The sequence below is a fragment of the Halomonas sp. MES3-P3E genome, from assembly GCF_002836035.1.
Taxonomy (GTDB): domain Bacteria; phylum Pseudomonadota; class Gammaproteobacteria; order Pseudomonadales; family Halomonadaceae; genus Vreelandella; species Vreelandella arctica.
In genome coordinates, this window is sequence record NZ_PJBT01000025.1 from 1 (window position 1) to 22,328 (window position 22,328).

Below are 22,328 nucleotides of genomic sequence, written 5' to 3' on the forward strand. Positions count from 1 at the left end.
GTTCTTATGACCGGAGAGGCGCATGTCTTATTTTTTGCACACTCCTAACACCAATCAGCTACTTGCGTCGCTACCAGACGTTGAGCGGTATGCCTTGATGGCTGACTGTGAAACCGTGGAACTTGCCTTTGGCAAAGTGTTATTCCAGCCCGGCGATACGATCACCCACGTTTACTTCCCCATCGATAGTTTTATTTCACTCATTGCAGTCATCAATGGTGGCATCCGGCTTGAAGTCGCGATGGCAGGCCGAGAAGGTATGCTGGGCACCTCGCTGGTGCTAGGTATCAATGAGGCGCCCCTCCTTGCATTGGTTCAGGGCTCGGGGACCGCCTTGCGTATCAGCGCTGCCCGCTTCCAGTGGCTACTTGAGAAGGGCCCTGTGCTGCATCAACGGTTAAATAAGTACCTCTATGTGGTGATGAATCAGCTAGCGAAATCAGTGGCCTGTAACCACTTCCATCAGATTGAAGCCCGGCTCGCCCGCTGGCTGCTGATGACGGAGGATCGCGCTAACTCTGCTCAATTGCAGCTGACCCATGAGTTTCTCGCCATGATGCTCGGTGTCCGGCGTGCCGGGATTACGCTGGCAGCGTCCGCCCTTCAGGCCCGTAGCTTAATTCGTTATCACCGTGGCGCAATCGTCGTGCTTGACCGACCGGGCCTGATTGAGACGGCCTGCGAGTGCTACACCGAAGATTGCGCACTATATGCCAGAGTAATGAAGTCATTGTAAAAGAAAAGAGAAGTAGCGCTCTGACCTCTCTCCCAAGCCCTTTTATCCAGCAACATGAACCGACTACATATTCGTTCAGACGGATGTCTCGGTTGGAAGAGAAAGGACGAATAGTTACGTGTGAGCAAAATGTAGACCTCACACTATAAGTGCTGACAAATGAAAAATGCTCAGATAATGCAGAGCAAGCGCCTTAGACGAAGCTTTACATTATCTGAGCCATTCGAGCAGAGCGTTGTACGTTGGCACTATCTTGAGTGTCTAAGCGATGGTGGAAAGAACCAACCGGCCACCGCTACCTTACGCAGTAAGATCCCAGAAATGCGCTATATGGCGGGTCGAAGAAATACCGACTTCCAGCATATACTTGCCTTCTTCCCCGAGGCCGTCTTCCCCCTCAGCCATGATCGGCGTACCGTGCCCCATCTTGCCGATGATGTATTCCTCGATCACCTCCCGCCTGTCCGCGTTGCACCAGACCTGTCGGGGAAAACCATCTACCTGCTCAACTCGGGTCGGTGGCCCTTCGACCTCGTGAATCTTCTGCCACTGTCGAACGATAGAATCAGCGTTGGCATTGTCTACAGTCGAATCGCTGCCACCATGCCAGACCGAAATTGTTGGCCAAGGGCCGTCAAATGTCGACGCTCCACGCACAAGCGAGTCGAGCTTGCTATCCGAAGGGCCGCCATATCCTTTCATGCGAACCATCGCTTGCATCAGAGTGTCCGCGCTGCGGTAGGGTAGTCCAGCGATGATCGCACCTCCCGCGAATACCTCTGGATAGGTCGCCAGCATCACAGATGCCATTGCCCCACCCGAGGACAACCCCGTGATGTACACACGTGTTGGGTCGATACAGTGATCCTCAACGACCTGATTGATCATATGACGAATAGAGAGTGGTTCGCCTCCGCCACGGCGGGTGTCGCCAGTCTTGAACCAATTGAAGCTGCTAAGAGCGTTATTGGTTTTCCTCTGCTCCGGATACAGAAGCGCTATCCCGCATTCATCGGCGAGAGTTGACCAGCCTGATCCGTGATTATAGCTCTCAGCCGACTGGGTGCTGCCGTGTAGAACGACGACGAGTGGCCCATTCTTCTGAAAATTCTTCGGGATATAGGTGTCTGCATGCAACGACCCAGGGTCAGTTCCGAATTTTTTTAACGCGGTCAGACGATTGTGGGTATCTGAAGATGTCGTCATAAAACCTCCTTTGCCAGTTTAGTTTGGCTCATAATGCTACCCGCAAAGAAAGACCGCTCTGGAAAGCCTTATTCTGGGTAGTTCTTTCTGAATTTTAAGCTGAATCCTTCTCTTCGATTGCAGCTGAATAACAATGTATAGGTATCTATGTGATTGCTAGTATGCCCTCCAAGGGTCCTGCCACTTCAGATCGATCGCTGAAATAGCGCACCTTGATTAGCTTGGATTCAGGGTCTGGATGCCTTCTCTTCACCCTGAGCAGATCTCGGACTCAGCGCCACCGCGAATAACACAAGGCCCACCGTAGCAAGGAAGATTCTCGCACTAAGCGAATCCTGGGCGGTGAAAGCCAAAAGCAAGGCTATCGTTCCAAGCGTTAGCACAAAAATGATTTTCATGACATTTTCCTTACCGCGGATCACTTTAATGCTAAGCCTTCATGCCGTGGAGAATGAGTTGCCCCCTCCCTCATCTCGGTGCTCTTACTCGAACCATTGCTCGTAAATGCCCATCGCAGCACTACAGATATGGTTACTCATCATTAGTAATGAAAGTTGATGGGCCATGCTGTTAGCATCTGCCGGGGCGAGAGTAGAGATTATTCGTCAAAAACAATGTCAGGTGACGATACCTAATGCCAAGGACAACAGCAGGACGAAGAATGGAATACTATTATTACTATGAGAAAGGGGCGCTGAATCCTTACAGCGCATAGCGCAACATCCTTGTTTAGGCATTTCCTTTGCCAAACTCTCTCTTAGGATGACGCCTACAGAAAGCACTCACCGTGCGCTTACGCACATAGCGGCAAAGAATTATCAAAAATCAAGGTCACTTAAATTAACTACTCTGAGAACTCACCCAATGAAAAGGAACTCTTCCATTACTGTGATTTTTTAGTGGTTAATTATTGCTACTAGCCAAAGGCCATTTTTTCAAATTTACAACATGACAAAGTAGCGTAATGTGCCCAATAAAGGGCGAGGCTGTGTGAAAACCCGAAAAACTAGTTGGCGATTACAGAGCTCAGCCGTATTGGCACCATTTACGGCCAGCAAGGCAGATCAAAATATCCTCACTCATTATGCCAACACCTGGAATTAATCGGGTAACGCCTAAGATACACCTACTAAGGAGCCCTACCAGCTTTTACAAGCGCGGCAGAGCCATGATTAAGCCCTTAGTCTCCTAATCGACTTTGAGTTTAGTGAGCTTGTCCAGGCGTGTCTCGTTAGCGAGAAATGCGTCCTCAGCGACTGAAATCTCCTTTGTACCTTGGAATAAAGCAAACTGGTTGGGCAGAAGGCACCTCTGCGTCTTCGAGATATCTGGGCCATCCGTGTACAGCTACAACTTGCAAAAAAGACGAGAGATATTGCCCTCTTCAATTTAATCATCGATAGCAAATTAAGGGCTGCGACCTCGTCAATTGACAAGTACGGGATATAGCCCATGGTACGCGCATATCTCCACGAGCCATGGTGATGCAGCAAAAGACACACCGACCTGTCCCGTTCGAAATTACCGAGCAAACTCGCGTCGCTATCATCGACTGGATACCGCTTGCTCAGCTCCTGACCTTTCCCCCCAAGCTTAACTGCCAGTACCCAACGTCTTGCCACTGATTGAACTTAAACCCAACATTTTCAAAATGTGCCACTTTCTTCATACCCATTTTTTCATGCAGTGCGACACTGGCTGGGTTGGGTAGCGTAATGCCGCCAATCACCGTATTAATCCCGCCTTCTTTGAGCTTAGAAAAGAGTGTTTCATACAACGATGCACCCAAGCCCCTACCCTGCACCTGGTTGGAAAGGTAGACACTGACCTCGGCTGAAAATCGATAGGCGCTCCTCTCTTTCCATTTAGTCGCGTAGGCATAGCCCACCACAGCATAATCTTCCACTGCCACCATCCAGGGTAAACCGGCCATTTGAACATTCTCGATTCTGCGCTCGATATCGGTACCCGATACTGGCGTTTCTTCAAATGAAATAGCGGTATTTTCAATGTAGTAATTATAAATGTGCGCTATGCCTTCCGAATCACCCTTTACAGCATCTCTGATCATGGTTTATTCCACTTATGTTTTGATGATTTACGTTCATTGATAAATAAAAAACAGCCTCCTCTTTAATGACCAGCTAGAGTGCTTTTTAGCTATGATAAGAGTTGCCCGTTAACTACCACACCGCGTCGCCAGAAACTCACCATTACCAACGGGGACGGTGCATGTGGTGAAATTGGGATCTGCCGATACCTGCACCATGAAAGGAGCCATTTCATCTGTATGGGAGGTGGCGTTATCCACCACAAGAAGCCCACCTTTGCGTAAAACTCGCTGGATATTAGGCCACCATTGCACATAATCAGAGCGTTTTGAGTCTAAAAAGACCAGATCGAAACAGGCATCGTCCATGCTTTCAAGAAGACCACCCGCCTCCCCTCGATGCTGAGTGATGACCTTAGAGAGGCCTGAGCGCTCAAAATTCCTCGCGGCCATCGCAAGCTTGAATTCGGAAAGTTCAACGGTGGTAACGTGCCCTCCAATCATCTGTGCCGCCTGGGCCAGCCACAAGGTGGAGTACCCGTTGGAAGTACCAATTTCCAACACTCGTTGCGCGTTGGTTGCCTGAACAAGTACCGATAGAAACTTCCCCGTATCACGGGTGATATTGAGCATTCGTCTTGGGCGTTCAGAAATGGCAGCATCGTTTTGTTGGCCAAATCGCTCAAGTTCCATTAGCAGTTCTTGAAGAGTTTCACTCACAGTTGCCTCCCGCTAGGCACAGCATTTTCATCATCAAATTTACCGCCCTTTGCTTACACAGGCCGCTTGGCAAGCAGCGCCCAGACACCCGCTGAAAAGAGTAACGTTCCGCCAACCAAGTTGAAGCGACGCTGGGCACGACGCGATGCCAGCATCTTGCGCACCGACGTTGCGAATACGGCGTAGAGAATGGCATTAAGCGTTGCCAACGCCACAAACGTGATCGCAAGTATCCACAGTTGTTGCCCAGCATTGGCGTTCGGGCTGACGAATTGCGGCAAAAAGGCGACGAAGAAGATAATGCCCTTCGGGTTAAGCGCAGTAACGAGATAGGTGTTAGTGAAGAGCTTCCAGCGCGAACCTGATACCGCCGGTGTTACCGGCTGCACCGACGATATACCGGCACGCAACAGCTTTATGCCCATATAAAGCAGGTATAAACCGCCGATCCATTTAATCACGGTGAACCAAAAGGCCGAGGTGGCTAACACCGCTCCCAGGCCAAGCAGTGAAAAGAGCAGCGCCGTTGAGTCACCCAACGCCACTGCAACAACTAGGGGAATATTGGCGCGCCTACCTTGAGCAATGGAGTAGCTAACCACGGTCAAAATCGTTGGCCCGGGTATGGCGAGCAACGCCACCGATGCCAGGGCAAAGGCGAACCAGATTTCAATAGACATGGAAAGCTACCTCACAGGTTGTTAATGCTAAGTTAGCATAAGCTCAACAATGATTGGAGTGCTCTGTGAGGTGCTTATTCCGTCAATTTAAAATACTTAGTTTTTTGCTTGCGCTTTTTCCAACTGCTGCGTTAAAGCTGCATCTAACAGCTCTAGCGCCTTAGCGCGATTTGTCCACCAGTCCGTTGACCAGACTCTAAACAGTGACCAGCCCAATCCTTCCAATACGCTCTGGCGTACCTTGTCCCGCTCACGGGCATAGGCTGAGCTGTGGTACATGGCGCCATCACACTCAATGCCTGCCAAATAAACACCGGGTTTGTCCGGGTGAACAATGCCCATATCTATACGGTAGGCAGAAACGCCGATTTGCGGATGGACTATCCAACCTTTCTCTTGCAGGCCTCTGGCAACCGCAATCTCAAACGGCGATTCAAAGTCACCCACGGAGCCATGAACGGCAGCGCCGAGTGCTGAAGCACCCCGTTCGGCATATTCTAAAAAGTGCTTGAGATCTGCCACGGCCCGGGCCGAGGTGCGGGATAGATCGATACGCTCCGGGGTCAGAGTGGAGAACACCACCATTTCTGAGCGGGCGCGAGTCATAGCCACGTTCAATCGACGCTCACCACCGTTACGGTTCAGCGGGCCGAAGTTCATGGTGACGTGACCGGCCTCGTCTGGGCCGTAGGTGATACTAAACAAGATCACGTCCCGCTCGTCGCCCTGTACCGTCTCCAGGTTTTTTACGAAGACCGGCTCCAGCTCGTCGTCGGAGAAGGCCCATTCGATACTTGGGTCTTCCCCGCGGGCTTTATCGAGCAGGTCTTCAATCAAGCTCTGCTGCTCGGTATTGAAGGTCACCACCCCAATGGACTGGCGGCGCACCGCTTCATCTTCCGAGGTTAGCCGCCGCAAAATCTCGGCCACAATGGCTTTAGCTTCCCCTTGGTTATGGCGTGCTTTACCACGGGCATAAAACCCTTGTGGTCGCACCAGCGAAACGCCCTTGTCTGGGTGTACCGGGGCTGGAAAGGTCACCAGAGAGTTGTCGTAGTAACGGCTGTTGGAGAATGCTATCAGGCTTTCGCGGCGGGAGCGGTAATGCAGATTCAATACCCGCTGGGGGATACTGGAGCCCATCAGCTCGTCAAGAATACTCTCAAGATCGCCCTCACCATCAACGTCGCCATCCGGGTCATCATCAGAGCGGCCAAAGAAGTTCGTCGGCGGCATCTGTTTGGGATCGCCCGCCACGATGACCTGTTTGCCACGTGCCAGAGAACCGACCGCATCCCACACGGTAATCTGCGAGGCTTCATCAAAAATCACTACGTCAAACAGCGCCTGCCCTGGGGAGAGGAACTGAGCGATGGAGAGCGGTGACATCATTAAACAGGGGGCCAGGGTGGTAATCGCATCGGGGATGGTTTCCATCATCTCCCGCACCGGCTTATGACGCATTTTTTTCTGCAGTTCGTGGCGCAGTACGCCCCAGGAGGAGCTTTTCTGGATTCCGTCCTGATCAGGAATTTCCCCAGACAAACTCGCCGCGATGTATTGGGCCGTCAGCGCGCTGAAGCGGGTATCCAGCTCGCGGAAATGTTGAATCGTGGCCTGATGCTCAGGCGATGAGAAGGTGCGCAGTACCTCATCTTCGCCAATCACTGCTGACGACCACCAGGCACAGTAGGCCGCTTCGAAAACGTCCTCAACCTCATCCGCTGTTACGCTGCCCTGCTCAATGGCGTCTACCAGCGGGCCAAGCTGGCAATCCAGCGCTTCAGAACGGCGACGCATCCAGGCACACCACTCTTTCAGCGAAATATGGTGGTCGACAATCTGCTGGCAGTGAGCACTTAACGCCTCTAAGGCGGGCACTTGAGTATCCAGACGTCCATCTAGCGTTGAGCCGATCAGCGTTTCAAACTGCATTTTAAGCGCCGTAAATGCCTCAAACGTCGCTTTGAAGTCATTGATCACCCGCCCTACGGGGGCTTCCGGCGCCAGCAGGTCGTTGGCATCATAGAGCAGCGTACGAATCTTACCCCGCAGCATCGCCAGCGACTCCGCGTCATCAGCAAGCTTGCCCACCGCTACACGGGCACGAGAACCCAATAGCTTCAAGGCGGCCATAGCATCGGGGTCAGAGTTATACGCGTCCCAGCCCCGTAGCCCCTTCAATACGCCATCCAGGCGATCAATATGGCCGCCCGTTTCGCGCAGCTGCATCAGTACGGGGATATCGTTGTCTGGGTTTGGAGTACCCTGGGCACCGCCTGCGCGCATCTGCTTGACGACACTGCGCTTGGCGAACCAGCTTTTCGGCCACCAGGTTTCGTTGGCCGCCGCCCAGGTTGGGCCAAGCGCCGCGGCATCCAGCGTTTGCCACGCCAGAGGCGCATAGTTGCAGCTCAATTTTTCCTGGGTAGCGATATAGGTTTTAAGCTGAATGACCGCTTCTTCCAGTGCATCAAGTCGATCAGGCGCATCGGGTTCCAGGGCAAAAGAGGCTTGCTGGCGATAGGCATCCAGCAGCACTTGGCCACACTCCGCCACGGCGGAAAGCTTGGCCAAATTTACCGTACCCAAGCTAATCCCCAGAGCTTTCTCCAGGGCTGCTAAATCCTGGGACATTTTGTCGGCGCTGGCTTGGAGCTGGCGGGCAACAGTGACCACCTCTTCCTGCCACTGAGGCCGCCAGTCATGATGAGTGATGGCACTCAGCGGGTGATCGACAAGATTGCCAACGGCATTCGCCTGCACGCTCAACAACGCCGCCATTTCGCGTAAATGTTCTAGCTGTTTTTCGTCGTGTATCTCGCCGTTGGCCCAGCTTAGCTTTACCTTAGCGGCGAGCGCTGCATCGCGTATTTTGATACCCATCGCGTAGTGCGCCGTCAGCCCATTCCGGTGGCGCTGATGTAAGGCATTCACAACACGATTCAAACGGTCACGCAGGGTTTTCAGGCGCTCGCCCTCCGCCTTCCAGTCGCTTACCGATGTCTGGGAAGCGCTATTCCAGGAAGTACGTAGCTGATCCAGCACATCGGCTTTCTTCGCTTTGTTGGAGTGCAGCTCCAGGCAGAACTGCCCAAGGCCGATTTCCCGCAGGCGACGATGTACCACTTCCAGGGCGGCAGTCTTCTCGGATACGAAAAGTACTTTTTTGCCTTTACCCAGCATATGGGCAATCAGGTTACCGATAGTCTGGCTTTTACCGGTACCCGGCGGCCCGATAATGACAAAATCTTTACCCCGATCGGCGGTGGCAATCGCCGACATTTGGGAAGAATCTGCAGGCAGAGGTGTCAGCAAATCTGCCGGGGTGTATTCCCGGTCAATATCCTTGGCATCTACAAAGCGAATATCGCTTTCGTAGGGCTCACGTGGGGTGTCGAGAAGATGCTTCACCACCGGGCTTTCCTTTAGCGCCTCGGAGCGATCCATCAGGTCTTTCCACATCAGATACTTGGCGAACGAGAAGTGCCCCAACACTACGTCTTCCACTACTTCAAAGCCAGGCACTGCCTTAATGGCTTGGCGTACCCGGTTCCAGATGCCGACCACGTCTACGCCGCTCTCATCCTCGGGTAGAGCACCTGTCAGGCCGTTGATCTCGATAGCAAAATCTTTCTTCAATAGCTCTAGCAGCGTGGTGTTGAAGCGCGGTTCGTCATCATTGGCAACCATTTTCACGCCACTGCGTACCGACTTTCGCTCTAGCGATACCGGTAACAGAATCAGTGGGGCACGGTAACGGCGGCTGCCTTTGTCATTCGGTTTCCACAATAAAAACCCGACCGCCAGAAACAGGGTATTGGAGCCCCCCTCTTTCAGCGACGTTTGCGCTTTGCGGTAGATTTCGACCGAGCGCTTTTCTAGCTCTTCTTGAGTGAGTTCTACCAGCACCTGCTTCTTGGCCAACGCATCGCGGGAATATACTTCCTTCAGATCTTCACCCGTTCGCTGGCGATGAATATCCTCATCCTGATCTTGCGCCTGAAGTCGGGGGAAAGGCGCAATAGAAATACGCGCCCCAGTGGCCAATAAATCTTCCAATGCGCTGGGGTCACCGCATACCAATTGCAGGCTACTTTTACTCGGTTTCTGGTTAAGCAACGGGTTACGCGCAGATAGATCCAGCAGCTTACGTTGCCAGCGCTCCAAACGGCCACCCGGTGAGTCTTCGAACACCTCCTGTTCCATATGCACGGTTGCTGCCGGCAAATCCGGTGCCTCTTCCAAAAGCGGCTCGAAAGTGTCAGCTACATTGCTGGCTGCAAAAACGTTTTCTGACTGAGATTTCAGGCTAATGGGGTTGATGCGATGGGCCCGTGCCCGGCGAATATCCACCGCTGCGATAAACTCGTGATCCTTGTCCAACGACACTTGCTTATTGCCCGCCTCAACCGCTTTGGAAAAAGGCGGCGCAGGATGCTGGGTGGTGTAGGTGGTCTCGATCAGAATGAGTTCTTGCAGTGGAATACGCTGGCGAAGGGTTTCCGCCTCATCGACCACCACACTGGAAAGATCCTCTTTTTCCAACCATAGCCCTACTAGAGCATGCCCTTTGGTAAGCACCACCAGTGGGTTCAACTGGGCCTGCTCCAGCGCTGCTGCGAATAGCAAGGTGGTATCTAGACAGGTCGCCACCCTGGCGCTTTCAATATGATTAGGGAGGCGAACTTTCTGCCCATTGCTCTCGAAGCTGGCGGGCGGCAGCGCGTAGCCTAGCTGCATTTTGACAATGGCGGTGTAAATAGCCGAAGCCATTAGCCATACCTGCTCGCGGCTGTTGGACTCATAGCCATTAATCTGGTCGGGCTTGCCCGCCTTGCGCAGAATCTGACTAGCGTGACCCAACAACCGATCTACCGTCGGGTCGTTGGGCGTACAAAACGCCGCCAACAGCTCCGGCATATAGCCAGCCCCGCCCCACTCATTACAGGCCAACAATTCCACCGGCACTGTATGCTCAGCCAAGGTCTCTTCACCTTGGCGAACGCTAAGCGTCACCGAGCCACGCATGGATTCCGTCAACCCCAACAGGAAACCACCGTCTAACTCAAGATCCCGATCTTTCAAAGCGAGCAACCCACCCGCTGCCAACCGATCCACCGTCCAGGTCTTCTGCTTCACAAACCCAGGAGACGCCGCCAACGTCACGGTAAGATCAGAGAGAGCCTGCTCTTCATTCAGGTTCTCAATCTGCAGCTCCCGCAGTACCGCAAACGCACTTTGATGGCAGGCAAAGTTGATCTTTTCCACTAGCGTTGCGTGGATCTTGATGATGGGTGATTTCTGGTTAGGCATGGGCTCTCTTATTTAAGATTAAAGCCAGTGGTCGCTCAGGCGTGGTCTATTGGGCCAACTACGGGTGCGGTGATGGGTAACCGGCAATAAACCGACTATTACCGATTTAGTGGTCAGCTAGGTCATTAATGGCTAGCCGCTTCCCCATAATACAGAGACTGTACTCCCTACCATCCATCTCGGCTATATCAGGAAGGCGCCCCCACTCATGGTAACCAAGAGCCTTTAGCAGCCGAATACTCGGGGTATTATGCGCAAAGACGTAACCGACCAGAGTACGTAAACCCAGTTTTGGTGCCATATTCTCGGCAGCCAATAAAAGCCTTTTGCCTAGCAGCTTACCCTGATGCTCTGGGGCGATATAGATGCTCAGCTCAGCCGTATGCCGATACGCGGGTCTGCCATAGAAACTCTCAAAACTTACCCATGCAACGACCTCTTCGTCCTGTTCATACACCAGTAGCGGACGGCTCTCAGGTTGATGTTGCCGAAACCACTCAAGGCGCGATTCAACGCTAACCGGCTCCGTATCCGCCGTAGAGGACCTCGTTGGGATAGCTGCATTGTAGATATTCACAATTCTGGGCAGATCTAGCTCTTCCGCATGCCTAAGCTCCATTGAAGCCTCCATAAATGGATACGGGAAACACAGATTCAAGTAACACAGTGCTCGCTTCTATCTAGACATCGGCTGAGAAAGCAGAAGTAAATAAAACTTGATTATAGGTGAGGCACTATCTTTTGAATCGTTAATGCTAAGTTAGCATAAGCTCAACAATGATTGGAGTGCTCTGCTAGAAGCTCAGTGGCTCTATCTATCACGCTTGCTTTTAACCATTACCACAAGCCCAGCTGAACAGCGATCCAGCGTCCTGGTGCCAGGGAACCGACAAAAGCACCGACCAGCCCCAGATAGGCGCCAACCATCCAACCGCGATGCTGCTCTACCCTCCCCTTGAGGATAGCCACCACTGCAACGGCAAGAGCTACTAGTACCCACAACGAAAGTAGATGAATCGGTCCAAAGTGACCTATTAAAGGCAGAACGCCGCCGCCAAACCAGAAGGAGCTCAAGGCAGAGAACGCCATGGCGAGCACCCAGGTGCTGCCCAGTATTCGATGGAGCATAGTGCCCTTTGGCGAAAGCAGCAGAATCGCCCCAAGCCCCAAGGCCAGAAGAGACGCGTAGAGATGCAGGGTAAACGCCATGAAACCTCCGAGAGCCAAGTCAACTGCCCGGCAAATGCAACTTGTTGCATAAGGCTAGCCCCTGCCATTTTATTATGCAACTATGTGCATAACGTTCGAAACACACGGTTACTCATGTCCCTACGCGCCGTTTTATTAATCACTCTTCAGCGTGAGCCCGGCACTGGCTACGATATCCTGCAGCGCTTCAAAGCGGGACTCGCCCATGTTTGGCAGGCCAGCCACCAGCAGCTCTACCGCGAACTTGACCGAATGCGCGGCGATGGCCTATTGGCGTGCGAGACTCTGCCGCAAACCGAACGCCCCGACCGCAAGGTTTACCAACTCACCGAAGCGGGGCGTCAGGCGCTGGACATCTGGCTCGCCGAACCCTTGTCTACCAGCCCTGTGCGCCAGCCATTGTTTGCCAAGTTTTTCGCCTGGGAACGCTGGCCTGAGCAGGCCCGCCGCGAAGAGCTCACTGACTTCCGCAAGCAACTCAAGGAGTGCCTAACGACCTACGCTGCTATCGAACGGGAGTGGTTTAGCAACCCAGAGACGTTGACGCCCGCCCAGCGCGGGCCATGGCACACGCTGCGGCTTGGCCAACGCCTTACCGAAACGTGGGTGGAATGGGTCGAGGAAGTGATGGAGGAAGAGCAATAGCTATTGGTGAAACCAGATCCTCATGGATGCTGGGGGCTTTGGCGGGGGCTGTTATCAGCCAATAGAGACTACCGGGGCTTTATAAGCTAGCTTTTAGAAGTTCAGAAAATGAGGGAGGTAGGAGTTCATCGATATAGCTGTCATTGAATTCGACTAACCGCGCCAACGCTTCGGGGTCGGGTAACTTCACGTGCTGACGGTTTCGGATCACCAACCCCTCCTCACGCAGCATTGAGAAAGTCCGGCTCACGTGAACCGGGCTCATCCCCAGCGCGTCGCTAATCAGTTCCTGAGTGAGCGGCATGAAGAAGCTGTTGTCCTTTACGGCCTCGATCCGCTTGAGTCGCAGATAGATTTCGTAGAGAAAGTGTGCCAGCTGCTCGTGGGCTGAATACTTGCCGAGGTAAATCAGCCGCTCGGAGAGTTGCGCCTGCTGGCGTGTTGCTGTGGCCACGATGCCGGCGGCTAGGTTCGAACGCCCAAAAAGTTCAAAAAGCTGCTGATATGAGAACGGACAGATCACACCTTTATTAATCATTGCCGCACTTGCCAGTCGGCGAGTGAAACCAAAATCGCGAATACCGATGATATCGCCGGGGAGATAGAACTTGAGGACCTGTTTTGAACCATTTTTTAAGTTGCGATAGGAGTATGCCCAGCCCTCCTTGACCACGCAGAACAGATCAGCATCCTCACTCTCCTGCCAGAGCACCTCGCTAGCCGACATGTACCTAGGGCTGAGCTCAAGGCCCAGCAATAGCGCTTTGTCTTCTGGAGACAGCGCGCCTTGAGTACTAAGGCCCCGCATCACTTCTGTATCGATGAGAGACACTCTGTTACCCCTCAGGCAAATGGTTTATTAGCGTTATTCTAAAACATTTGCCTACTTTACCAACCTAACGTAGGTTATGAATTATACGTATTATCAAATGGTTGCATGAATCCTACAGGGATGGTCCGGCTCCAGAATGCCACACGTCAACGTCGTTTCGACAATATTACAGGCAGTGCCATCAGGTCAGCCCCCGCATTGTCGCAAGACCTTCGGCGTCAATGTCTGACTATCTTGCTAAACGGCCCCCTGGTAAAACGTCATCCTGCTTTAGAAGTAAGTGGTTTTCTGCGCTATTGATAACACTGACACCATAAGAGCGTCAGAATAGACGTTGCGAATCACTTATCAAAGCAAAGGAGTTGCAAATGAAGCGCCATGAAAAAATTAGACAAGCTGGGCACCATAGCGTCTCCTTGCTGGCTCGGCTCGGCCGCTACGAACTAGCGATGCTGCTATGCGTCGCGGTACTTTCCGGCGGGGTTTGGGGGTTCGTCGCGCTGGCCGACGAAGTCACTGAGGGGGACACCCAGAGCGTCGATGAGAGCCTGCTACTCGCCCTTCGCAACCCCGCCGATCTTAGCGACCCAATCGGGCCAGGCTGGGTCGAGGAAATGGGGCGGGACTTTACCGCGCTTGGCGGTGTTGGCGTACTGGTACTTATCACTCTGGGCGCCCTGGGCTACCTGTTACTCGCCAGACGTTATCGCGCGGCCCTCTTTGCCGCGATCGCAGTGCCGGGCGGCATACTCCTTAGCACCGTAATGAAGATGGGTTTTGATCGCCCTCGTCCGGATCTCGTGCCTCATGAAGCCATGGTCTACACCGCAAGCTTTCCCAGCGGCCACTCAATGATGTCTGCCGTGACCTACCTCACCCTGGCCGCGCTACTCACCCGCGTGCAGCCCGCGCTGAGGCTGAAGGCATACCTTTTGATTCTGGCGATATTACTGACCCTGCTGGTAGGCATAAGCCGCATCTATCTCGGAGTGCATTGGCCGACTGATGTGCTTGCCGGCTGGACGGCTGGGGCGAGCTGGGCAGCGATGTGCTGGATCGTGATGCGCTGGATGCAGCGACGTGGGCAGGTAGAGACAGAAGTTAGTGGGTCGGACACTGAATAACGTGGCTCAAGTAGCGCTGGGCAACACCAATGAGTATTGTCCAGTGGCGTGGGAAAAACTTATAGTCGCCATGAAGCCGATTAAGAATAGAAGACTGGGTGGAGAGAAAGGTAAACCGCCCAGGCATGCTCTTGTGAGTCAAGGGGCTCGACCTCAAGCGAACAAGCAGGCATGGTGAGTATTATTACCCACCATCAGCAAACCAATAGGAGGTTACGCCAATGCCGCACAATCTGACTCAAAACCTGACTCAAAACTTATGCAAGATAGGGCTATTATCGCTCTTAGCTTTGTCTCCCAACGCCTTCAGCCAACAACAGCCGGGAGCGGCTGCCGGTAATGATGTCACCACCGAATCGTTCCAGGATTGGGAAGTCCGCTGCCAGCGTAATGCCGAGGGCCCGACTCCGTGTGCGATGGCGCAATTGGTTACGCAACCTGACAGCGACCAGCCCTTGATGCAGGTAATTCTCGACTACCCGCCTCAGATCGATGACCCGGTGATGAGCTTCTTCGTGCCGCTGGGGGTACGTCTGGCAGCAGGCTTGCAATTGAGTGTGGATAACGGTGAGCCAATCCAGTTCCCCTATCAGGTCTGCCAAGAGCAAGGCTGCCGTGCTGACGTCCCCATTGAACCAGCGATGTTGCAGCAACTCCGCAGTGGCAGCACAGCAACCCTCAGCATGATTGATCCACGCGGTGAACGCCTGGATCTGGATATTTCGCTGACCGGCTTTACCGACGCCAGTACCCGCATCGCTCGTTGATCTTAGGGCCCTCCCCGACAAAGCCGGCCCACAAGGGCCGGCAATTCTACCCCGCCGATGTCATCCTAGGCCGATATGTGGTCCTAGATGCAGATGGAAAACCCGAGCTGATCGAAGAAAGCCGTCCGCTAGACCTCCCCTTGTATCGCTTCCCTGTTTTCGGCCTACTCAGCATTGGTATTGGTGCCGTCGCGCTCGGCGTGCCCGACATGCAATGGGCACACAGGGTGAAGGCAACGATGACAGAAACCATTAATGACCCACGCCTACCCGACCCAGCTCGCTGCACGTTGATCAAGGTACTCGCTGATCAAGCAGGATTGACCGACCCGATTCTCGGCCTATAGTTTTTAAGGGCTGAACGAAAGGAAACGCAGGAGCCAAACTCACTGGTGTAAATGTGCTGATGAGCGATGGCAAGCCTTTCAGAGGCTGCGTGGTTAGTTCTACTGCGCCGTCATTAAGAAGAACCTACAACTTTGTGATTCTTACGAGGATGCACGTCATGTCCGGCCGAACTCAAACCAATCGGCTCCACCAGCAGGTGGCTCCAGGGGCAGGCGCCCTTGCCGAGTCACTTAACTTGCAAGACGCGCCAATCCTGCAAACGAGTGCCACTTGCAAATCTGGGCTGGCATTTATAGAAACTACATGCAGTGAAGATACCCCCTTGATAATGCAACCGTTTTACGACGATGCATTTCTTATCTCACTCCAACTCCAAGCCTGGGATTTCGACTTGTACGCTGATGGCCGTTTGATCCGCCCGCAGGGAATCGTCGCTGGAGCGACCCTCATTGCTGACTTTCGATACAGCCCTGCCTATGAGCGTCGCGAGCCATTCCACGCGGTGGACCTGTATATCCCGCATAAATCTCTCAACGCACTTACCGAAGATGCCAACGCCCCCGCTATCGACGAACTACACCATGTACCCGGTAATGCCTTGCAAGACCATGTTACCCGTCACCTCCTGCTTGCGATGCGTCCCGCACTGTCCGGGCAAAGCCCGACTAGCGAGCTCTTTGTCGATTATGTCGCCAGGGCACTTGCCACACATGTCGCACATACGTATGGCGGGATGGGCGTGAGACTGGAGGCGAAGACAGCCAGGCTGGCACGCTGGCAAGAACAATGCGCCAAGGAGCTGATCGCGGCTAACCTCTCAGGCAATATCACGCTCACGGACCTGGCAAAGGCCTGCGGTTTGTCGATTCGACACTTCACACGCGCATTCCGCGGATCGACGGGTATGTCTCCGCATACGTGGCTGCTTCAGAGGCGAGTCGACAAGGCTAAACAGCAGCTTGCATGCTCCCGCCGGTTATTAGCCGAGATAGCCCTGGACTGCGGGTTTGCGGATCAAAGCCATATGACCCGAGTATTCCACCGTGTCATCGGCATGACGCCCGGCACATGGCGCCGTCTGAATCAACGCTGCACTGTCGAAATAACAAGTCCCATACTTTCAAATAGCGACCCATCTTTACAAGATATGCGGTCTGCAATCTAGCAATGATTCTTCTTGGACTTTATTACAACTAACGAATCTACCACTGCCGGTGGGCGACTTCCGGACGGGTGCGTCTTCTTCGTCTGACGCTAGGGACCTGCCTGATGCACGAGGACTGCCCGAATTGCGGGGCACCACTGCGCTGATCAAAGCCGGTGGCAAACGCGGAGTTGCAGTAGCACATTCAACCTAAGAATGGTTCACAACATTTGTAGATTGCATAGGAGGTGGTGCCATGAGCGAAAATATCGACAACCACGTGTTCTGCACAGTCATGGAGGACGAGGTCAGTCTGCGGCGACACTTGGCGGAACTTGAGCGGATTTTGGACATGATCCCCGCGCTCATTACGGTGTTGAGCCCTAATGGCAAGCTACTGTACGTCAACAAGGCAATACTGAGGTACACCGGACTTCACATGGACGATCTGAAGGCGGGCGACGCTCGTATGCTCATGTTCCACCCTGAGGACGTGGAGCGGTTGAAAGACTTACGGCAAAGTGGCTTAGGCCAAGGCTCGCCCTTTGAATTGGAAATGCGTGCCAGATGGCACGGTGGAGATTACCGTTGGGTTAGCATCCACTACGAGCCGCTAAGGGACGAGAACGGGCAAATCCTGCGCTGGTACGCCACAGGCACCGACATCCACGACCACAAGCACACCGAAGAACGCATGAAGCAAGAGAACGTATTTTTGCGCGATGAAATCGATCGAACCTCACTATTTGAGGAGATAATCGGTAAATCCGATGCACTTCGCGCGGTCCTCCAAGAACTTAATAAGGTGGCGAGGACAGACTCCACGGTGCTTATCACCGGCGAAACCGGAACGGGCAAAGAGCTGATCGCGCGCGCTATTCACAAGCGCTCTATGCGTTCGGGCCGAGCCTTCATCAGCGTGAACTGCGCCGCGATGTCTCCGGGATTGATCACCTCTGAATTGTTCGGCCACGAACGCGGCGCCTTCACGGGGGCTCTTCAACAACGCAAGGGTCGATTCGAACTGGCTGATGGCGGCACGATCTTTCTCGATGAAGTGGGTGAACTGCCACCCGACGCTCAGGCCGCCCTCTTGCGGGCGTTACAAGAGCGCGAGTTTGAACGCGTGGGGGGCAGCCGCCCGATAAAAGTTGATGTCCGCGTCATTGCAGCAACCAATCGCAACCTTCAGGTCGAAGTTTCCGAAAACTCATTTCGAACAGACCTCTTCTATCGCCTGAATGTTTTCCCTCTTGAAATGCCGCCACTGCGCCACCGGCCCGGGGATATTCCTCTTCTGGTCGACTATTTTGTCAACCACTTCGCCAAACGCGCAGCCAAGAAGATCGAAAGGATCAGTCAGAGGACACTTAACGCCCTTCAAACCTACCCATGGCCAGGCAATGTCCGCGAACTGCAGAACGTCATCGAACGGGCCGTGATAGTGACCGAGACAGACACACTGACGGTGGACGAGCGCTGGCTGGTCGACCAACCATGCGTTCGACAGGAATTTGGGCGACGGCTCGACGATGACCTGACCGCACATGAACGCACTATGATCGAAGCCGCGCTAGCTGAAAGCAGAGGGCGTGTTGCTGGGGCCGCAGGTGCAGCTGCCAAACTCGGAATACCCCGGTCGACGCTCGAATCCAGAATCCGAGCGCTGAAGGTTGACAAACACCGCTTCAAAATGGACTGCGCCTAAAGCGAGTGAGAGTAGCACGGCAGTGATGAGATCCCGCCAAATGGTGAGGTCTCATCATAAATTTCTCGAAAATATCTTTTAAAATCAATAATTTGTATTTGGCATACTTATTACCAGAGAAACAGGCCGGCATACGTCGGCTCTACTCTGGAAACAAGGAAAACTAAAATGCCAAATATCTTACGGAAATCCATCGCAGCGGCCGCGGTTGCCCTCTCGATCACAGGCGCCGCCCAAGCGCAATCAGGCGGCAGCGTCCAACCCGCGAACAATGTTGTGCTGGTACATGGTGCGTTTGCCGACGGCTCTGGCTGGCGCGGCGTCTATGACGACCTGACCGAGCGTGGATACCACGTCACCATTGTTCAGAACCCTCTCACCTCATTGGCAGATGATGTCGCCGCAGCGAACCGTGTGCTGGAGCGCCAGGATGGCCCGACCATTCTCGTCGGCCACTCCTGGGGAGGCACAGTCATAACCGAAGCAGGCGTACATCCCAATGTTACTGGTCTTGTCTATTTGTCTGCACTGATTCCGGACAAAGGAGAGAGCTCGGCACAACAGTATGAAGGGTATCAGGGCCCGCCCGAGTTCGTCCTCGACCCACAGGCGGACGGATTCGCCTTCCTTGATCTGGAGAATTTCAAGGCTGGCTTTGCCAACGACACCACTGATGCTGATGCCGCATTTCTGCGCGACTCACAGGTGCCGATCAATATTTCAGCCTTTGAAACCAAACTTCAGAACGCTGCATGGCGCACCAAACCGAGTTGGGCAGTGATCGCCACCGATGACAAGGCCTTTGACCAGCGGATGTTGTTCGCAATGGCCGAACGTATCGGCGCAAACATTACTGAGGTCAAGGCCAGCCATGCACTGTTTATGACTCAGCCGAAAGTAATTTCCGATGTGATCGATCTTGCCGCGCGAACCGCTGGCTCAACAAAAGAGGTGGCCGCTGGCCCAGGTGCTGGAAATCTCTGAAAACGCACCTATCCAACACCAAACGATCGAAAATCATCACTCCTTAGGAGTATTACCATGAGTACTATTACCACGCGTGATGGAACAACGATCTACTACAAGAACTGGGGAACCGGACAGCCGGTCATTCTTAGCCACGGCTGGCCGTTGAACGCCGACAGTTGGGAGAATCAGGCTTTCTACCTGGCCTCCAACGGCTTTCGCGTCATCACTCACGACCGGCGCGGCCATGGTCGCTCCAGCCAGCCCTGGCATGGCATGGCAACGACATGGATAGCTATGCCGACGACCTGGCGGATTTGATCGAGACACTTGAGCTGAGCAATGTGAGCCTTTTCGGCTTCTCCACAGGTGGCGGTGAGGTCGCACGCTATGTCGGCCGCCACGGCACCAAGCGCATCAACAAGCTGGGCCTGATCTCAGCCGTCCCTCCCTTAATGCTCAAGACCGAGGCCAACCCCGGAGGTTTGCCTATCGAGGTCTTCGACGGCTTACGCCAAGGCAGCCTCGTTGACCGTTCCTCCCTCTACCGCGAAATCGCCTCCGGCCCCTTCTTTGGATTCAACCGGCCTGGCGCCACCATTAGCCAGGGCATGATTGACGCCTTCTGGCTACAGGGAATGATGGCCGGCCACAAGAACACCTACGATTGCATCAAAGCGTTCTCGGAAACAGATTTCACGGAGGATCTGAAAAAATTCGATGTGCCAACCCTGATCGTGCATGGCGATGACGATCAGATCGTGCCTATCGAAGCAGCAGGCATAGCCGCCTCGAAGATCGTCAAGGATGCCACCTTGAAGATTTACCCGGGCGCTCCCCATGGCCTGGCGGATACACACAAGGAGCAGCTCAACACCGATTTACTCACGTTCCTGCACTCCTGAGTCGCTAAAGGCAGGCGGCCTGAACGGGCCGCCTGTCGCTCTGTTATCCAGGATGGTAAAGGCCTGTACCCTCTTGCGGACCAACGGCATTGCGTTCAATTAATTCCGCAAAAAACCCCCTGCCGTTCAAGTGCGCGAGCCATTGCCAGGCCAGCTATATCCCCGCCCATTATCAGGACTTTCATACCCTTATCCTTGATCGATTGCTGCTGCAATCGTTACACCATGCGCAGAGAGAACAAGATCCGCTGCGCGTTCGCCAATGACGACGCACGGAGCCATCGTGTTACCAACCGTGATTCGCGGCATAATTGAAGCATCTGCAATCCGCAGGTTCTCAATTCCGTACACTCGCAGCTGATTGTCCACAACCGAATAGCGATCCCGACCCATCTTGGCGGTACAAGATTGATGCCAGAAGGTAACCGCCGCGTTGCGTATGAACTGTTCCATGCCGTGTTTAGAGCGATGCTGTGGAACTACTTCGCGCCTAACAAGCCCCTCAAGCGCGGAATGATTGCCAAGCTCGCGGCACAGTTCGATCGAGGCAAATGCAGCGGCCATATCTTCAGGCTCGCTCAGGGAATTCGGCTCGATAATCACTCTGTCTAGTGGGCCGGCACCTGACAGGCGCAAATGCCCTCGGCTTTTGGGCCTGGCCAGGCCTGCAAACATGGTCCACCCGTGCTCCGGCGGCGCGATGCCGACCTCCGCAGGCGAAGGGACTGGAAACTCTAGCTGGCATTGCAGCAAGTCTGGTGCATCCAATCGTGAGTCACTCTTCCAGTAAAGAGTGGTCTCACATCCGCCGCCGCCAATTACCTGCGGCTGCCGGTACTCCCAAGTACATCCGAAGGCAACATGATCCTGGTAGTTCTGGCCGACACCTGGCAAGTGGTTCACTACCTTGATTCCTTGCGCCTGCAGTTCCCTCTGTGGCCCGATGCCCGACTGCATGAGCACCTTAGGAGTATTCACCGCGCCCATGGACAGAATAACGTCGCATCCGGCATAAAAGCGCCGCAGCTGGCCCTCGACCACAACTTCAATGCCGACTACCTTGCTCCCGTTTAGGACCAGACGGGATACGAGTGCATTGGTCAGTATCTTCAGATTGGGATAATGATGGCGTGGCCGAATGTAGGAGTCATAGACGGATTCCCGCCTACCACCGTTTATCCGGAGCTCAGCTATGGAGATACCGCCCACGCTTTCCATCATATTCCCGTTTGGGCTTTCGAATTCATGGATGCCAAGCTGGCTGGCTGCCGACAATGTCGCGTTGACGATAGGCTGCGGCGCGGCGGGTTGCGCTACGTATACAGGGCCCCCAGATCCGCGACGCAATGAATCCGGCTTACCTTGCCAGTTCTCTATTCTGCGATAGTAACCAAGCACCGACTCGTACCCCCACGCAGGATCCCCTGCCTCTGCAGCAAAGTAGTCCCAATCAGATTGGTGACCCCGTGCCCATACCATCACGTTAATGCTGGACCCACCTCCGAGCCCTCTTCCCATGCTCAAGGGGAGGCGGCGGCCATTCAAGTGTGGGTTGGGCTCCCCCTCGAAGGCCCAGTCGCGCTCGGAACCCAGGTTCATTGGCCATTGCGACGGTTCAGTTACCTCCGGGCCCGAATAACTGCTGCCTGCTTCAATGAGTAAAACACTAGCCTTTTCCTGCTCAGCAAGACGGGCCGCCACAACGCTACCTGATGACCCAGCCCCGCAAACGATGAAGTCGACGTTTTGCTCTAACAAATAGTTTTTCATGCATGTGGCTCCTGTAAACTAGCGAATAGAGATATCCGAGAAATAACCTGAGCGACTCCTGCAAATTTCTAAAAACGGGGGTAAGAGCTACGACTTGCCCTTTGAAATTTTTCATTGGACGAGCTCCCCATGCCGGAGCCCGAATTGTGCTGGCTGGCCTGGATATCAGCTATCGGATGAATATCCGACCCTGAGGGTCTTT

At 53.9% G+C, this 22,328-nt stretch carries 17 protein-coding genes and 1 pseudogene; 9 read left to right on the top strand and 9 right to left on the bottom strand.

Annotated features, from left to right (window positions below):
* Positions 1-22: 22 nt before the first annotated feature.
* Positions 23-736, top strand: coding sequence for a Crp/Fnr family transcriptional regulator (locus CXF87_RS08740; protein WP_101146361.1), 714 nt, complete (start codon positions 23-25; stop codon positions 734-736).
* A 300-nt stretch (positions 737-1,036) separates the two neighbouring features.
* Here the strand turns inward: CXF87_RS08740 and CXF87_RS08745 are convergent, their stop codons facing one another.
* The 7 genes from CXF87_RS08745 to CXF87_RS08780 all read right to left on the bottom strand — a co-directional run bounded on the left by CXF87_RS08745 (position 1,037) and on the right by CXF87_RS08780 (position 11,917).
* Entirely contained in the window at positions 1,037-1,942 is a 906-nt protein-coding gene (locus tag CXF87_RS08745) for an extracellular catalytic domain type 1 short-chain-length polyhydroxyalkanoate depolymerase (RefSeq protein ID WP_008956714.1), read from the bottom strand.
* Between the two features lie 1,567 nt (positions 1,943-3,509).
* A complete protein-coding gene (locus CXF87_RS08755; protein ID WP_101146362.1) occupies positions 3,510-4,013 on the bottom strand; it encodes an arsinothricin resistance N-acetyltransferase ArsN1 family B in 504 nt (167 codons plus the stop codon).
* Between the two features lie 108 nt (positions 4,014-4,121).
* Positions 4,122-4,712: an O-methyltransferase gene (locus tag CXF87_RS08760; protein WP_232774818.1), complete on the bottom strand. Its 591-nt coding sequence runs from the start codon at positions 4,710-4,712 to the stop codon at positions 4,122-4,124.
* 53 nt (positions 4,713-4,765) lie between these two features.
* Positions 4,766-5,392, bottom strand: coding sequence for a LysE family translocator (locus tag CXF87_RS08765; protein WP_101146363.1), 627 nt, complete (start codon positions 5,390-5,392; stop codon positions 4,766-4,768).
* 96 nt (positions 5,393-5,488) lie between these two features.
* On the bottom strand, positions 5,489-10,708 hold the full coding sequence (locus CXF87_RS08770) for a DUF4011 domain-containing protein (protein ID WP_101146364.1): 5,220 nt from the start codon (positions 10,706-10,708) through the stop codon (positions 5,489-5,491).
* A 106-nt stretch (positions 10,709-10,814) separates the two neighbouring features.
* Entirely contained in the window at positions 10,815-11,327 is a 513-nt protein-coding gene (locus CXF87_RS08775; RefSeq protein WP_198556030.1) for a GNAT family N-acetyltransferase, read from the bottom strand.
* Positions 11,328-11,545: 218 nt separating this feature from the next.
* Positions 11,546-11,917, bottom strand: a complete 372-nt coding sequence (locus CXF87_RS08780) for a DUF2306 domain-containing protein (RefSeq protein WP_101146379.1) — start codon at positions 11,915-11,917, stop codon at positions 11,546-11,548.
* Between the two features lie 114 nt (positions 11,918-12,031).
* Here CXF87_RS08780 and CXF87_RS08785 point away from each other — a divergent pair, with 114 nt between their 5' ends.
* Positions 12,032-12,562: a PadR family transcriptional regulator gene (locus CXF87_RS08785; RefSeq protein WP_232774820.1), complete on the top strand. Its 531-nt coding sequence runs from the start codon at positions 12,032-12,034 to the stop codon at positions 12,560-12,562.
* 79 nt (positions 12,563-12,641) lie between these two features.
* Here CXF87_RS08785 and CXF87_RS08790 read toward each other — a convergent pair whose 3' ends face one another.
* Positions 12,642-13,394, bottom strand: coding sequence for a Crp/Fnr family transcriptional regulator (locus CXF87_RS08790; protein ID WP_101146367.1), 753 nt, complete (start codon positions 13,392-13,394; stop codon positions 12,642-12,644).
* Positions 13,395-13,762: 368 nt separating this feature from the next.
* Between CXF87_RS08790 and CXF87_RS08795 the strand changes: the two genes are divergently transcribed.
* From CXF87_RS08795 to CXF87_RS08825, 7 genes and pseudogenes are all read left to right on the top strand, one after another.
* Entirely contained in the window at positions 13,763-14,518 is a 756-nt protein-coding gene (locus CXF87_RS08795; RefSeq protein WP_101146368.1) for a phosphatase PAP2 family protein, read from the top strand.
* Between the two features lie 221 nt (positions 14,519-14,739).
* A complete protein-coding gene (locus CXF87_RS08800; RefSeq protein ID WP_008956723.1) occupies positions 14,740-15,285 on the top strand; it encodes an invasion associated locus B family protein in 546 nt (181 codons plus the stop codon).
* A gap of 77 nt (positions 15,286-15,362) precedes the next feature.
* Positions 15,363-15,632 (top strand): hypothetical protein, encoded by a 270-nt coding sequence (locus CXF87_RS08805; protein ID WP_101146369.1) that lies wholly within the window; start codon positions 15,363-15,365, stop codon positions 15,630-15,632.
* A gap of 158 nt (positions 15,633-15,790) precedes the next feature.
* Positions 15,791-16,798 carry an AraC family transcriptional regulator gene (locus CXF87_RS08810; RefSeq protein WP_157826480.1) on the top strand — a complete coding sequence of 336 codons (1,008 nt, stop codon included), beginning with the start codon at positions 15,791-15,793 and terminating at the stop codon, positions 16,796-16,798.
* 235 nt (positions 16,799-17,033) lie between these two features.
* Positions 17,034-18,485: a sigma-54 interaction domain-containing protein gene (locus tag CXF87_RS08815; RefSeq protein WP_101146371.1), complete on the top strand. Its 1,452-nt coding sequence runs from the start codon at positions 17,034-17,036 to the stop codon at positions 18,483-18,485.
* 168 nt (positions 18,486-18,653) lie between these two features.
* Positions 18,654-19,469, top strand: a complete 816-nt coding sequence (locus tag CXF87_RS08820; RefSeq protein WP_101146372.1) for an alpha/beta fold hydrolase — start codon at positions 18,654-18,656, stop codon at positions 19,467-19,469.
* Between the two features lie 57 nt (positions 19,470-19,526).
* Positions 19,527-20,356: pseudogene (locus tag CXF87_RS08825) on the top strand (alpha/beta fold hydrolase).
* A 189-nt stretch (positions 20,357-20,545) separates the two neighbouring features.
* On the opposite strand, the gene CXF87_RS08830 reads toward CXF87_RS08825, so the two are convergent.
* Complete coding sequence (locus tag CXF87_RS08830; RefSeq protein ID WP_101146373.1) at positions 20,546-22,126, bottom strand: GMC family oxidoreductase; 1,581 nt, start codon at positions 22,124-22,126, stop codon at positions 20,546-20,548.
* Positions 22,127-22,328: the final 202 nt, after the last annotated feature.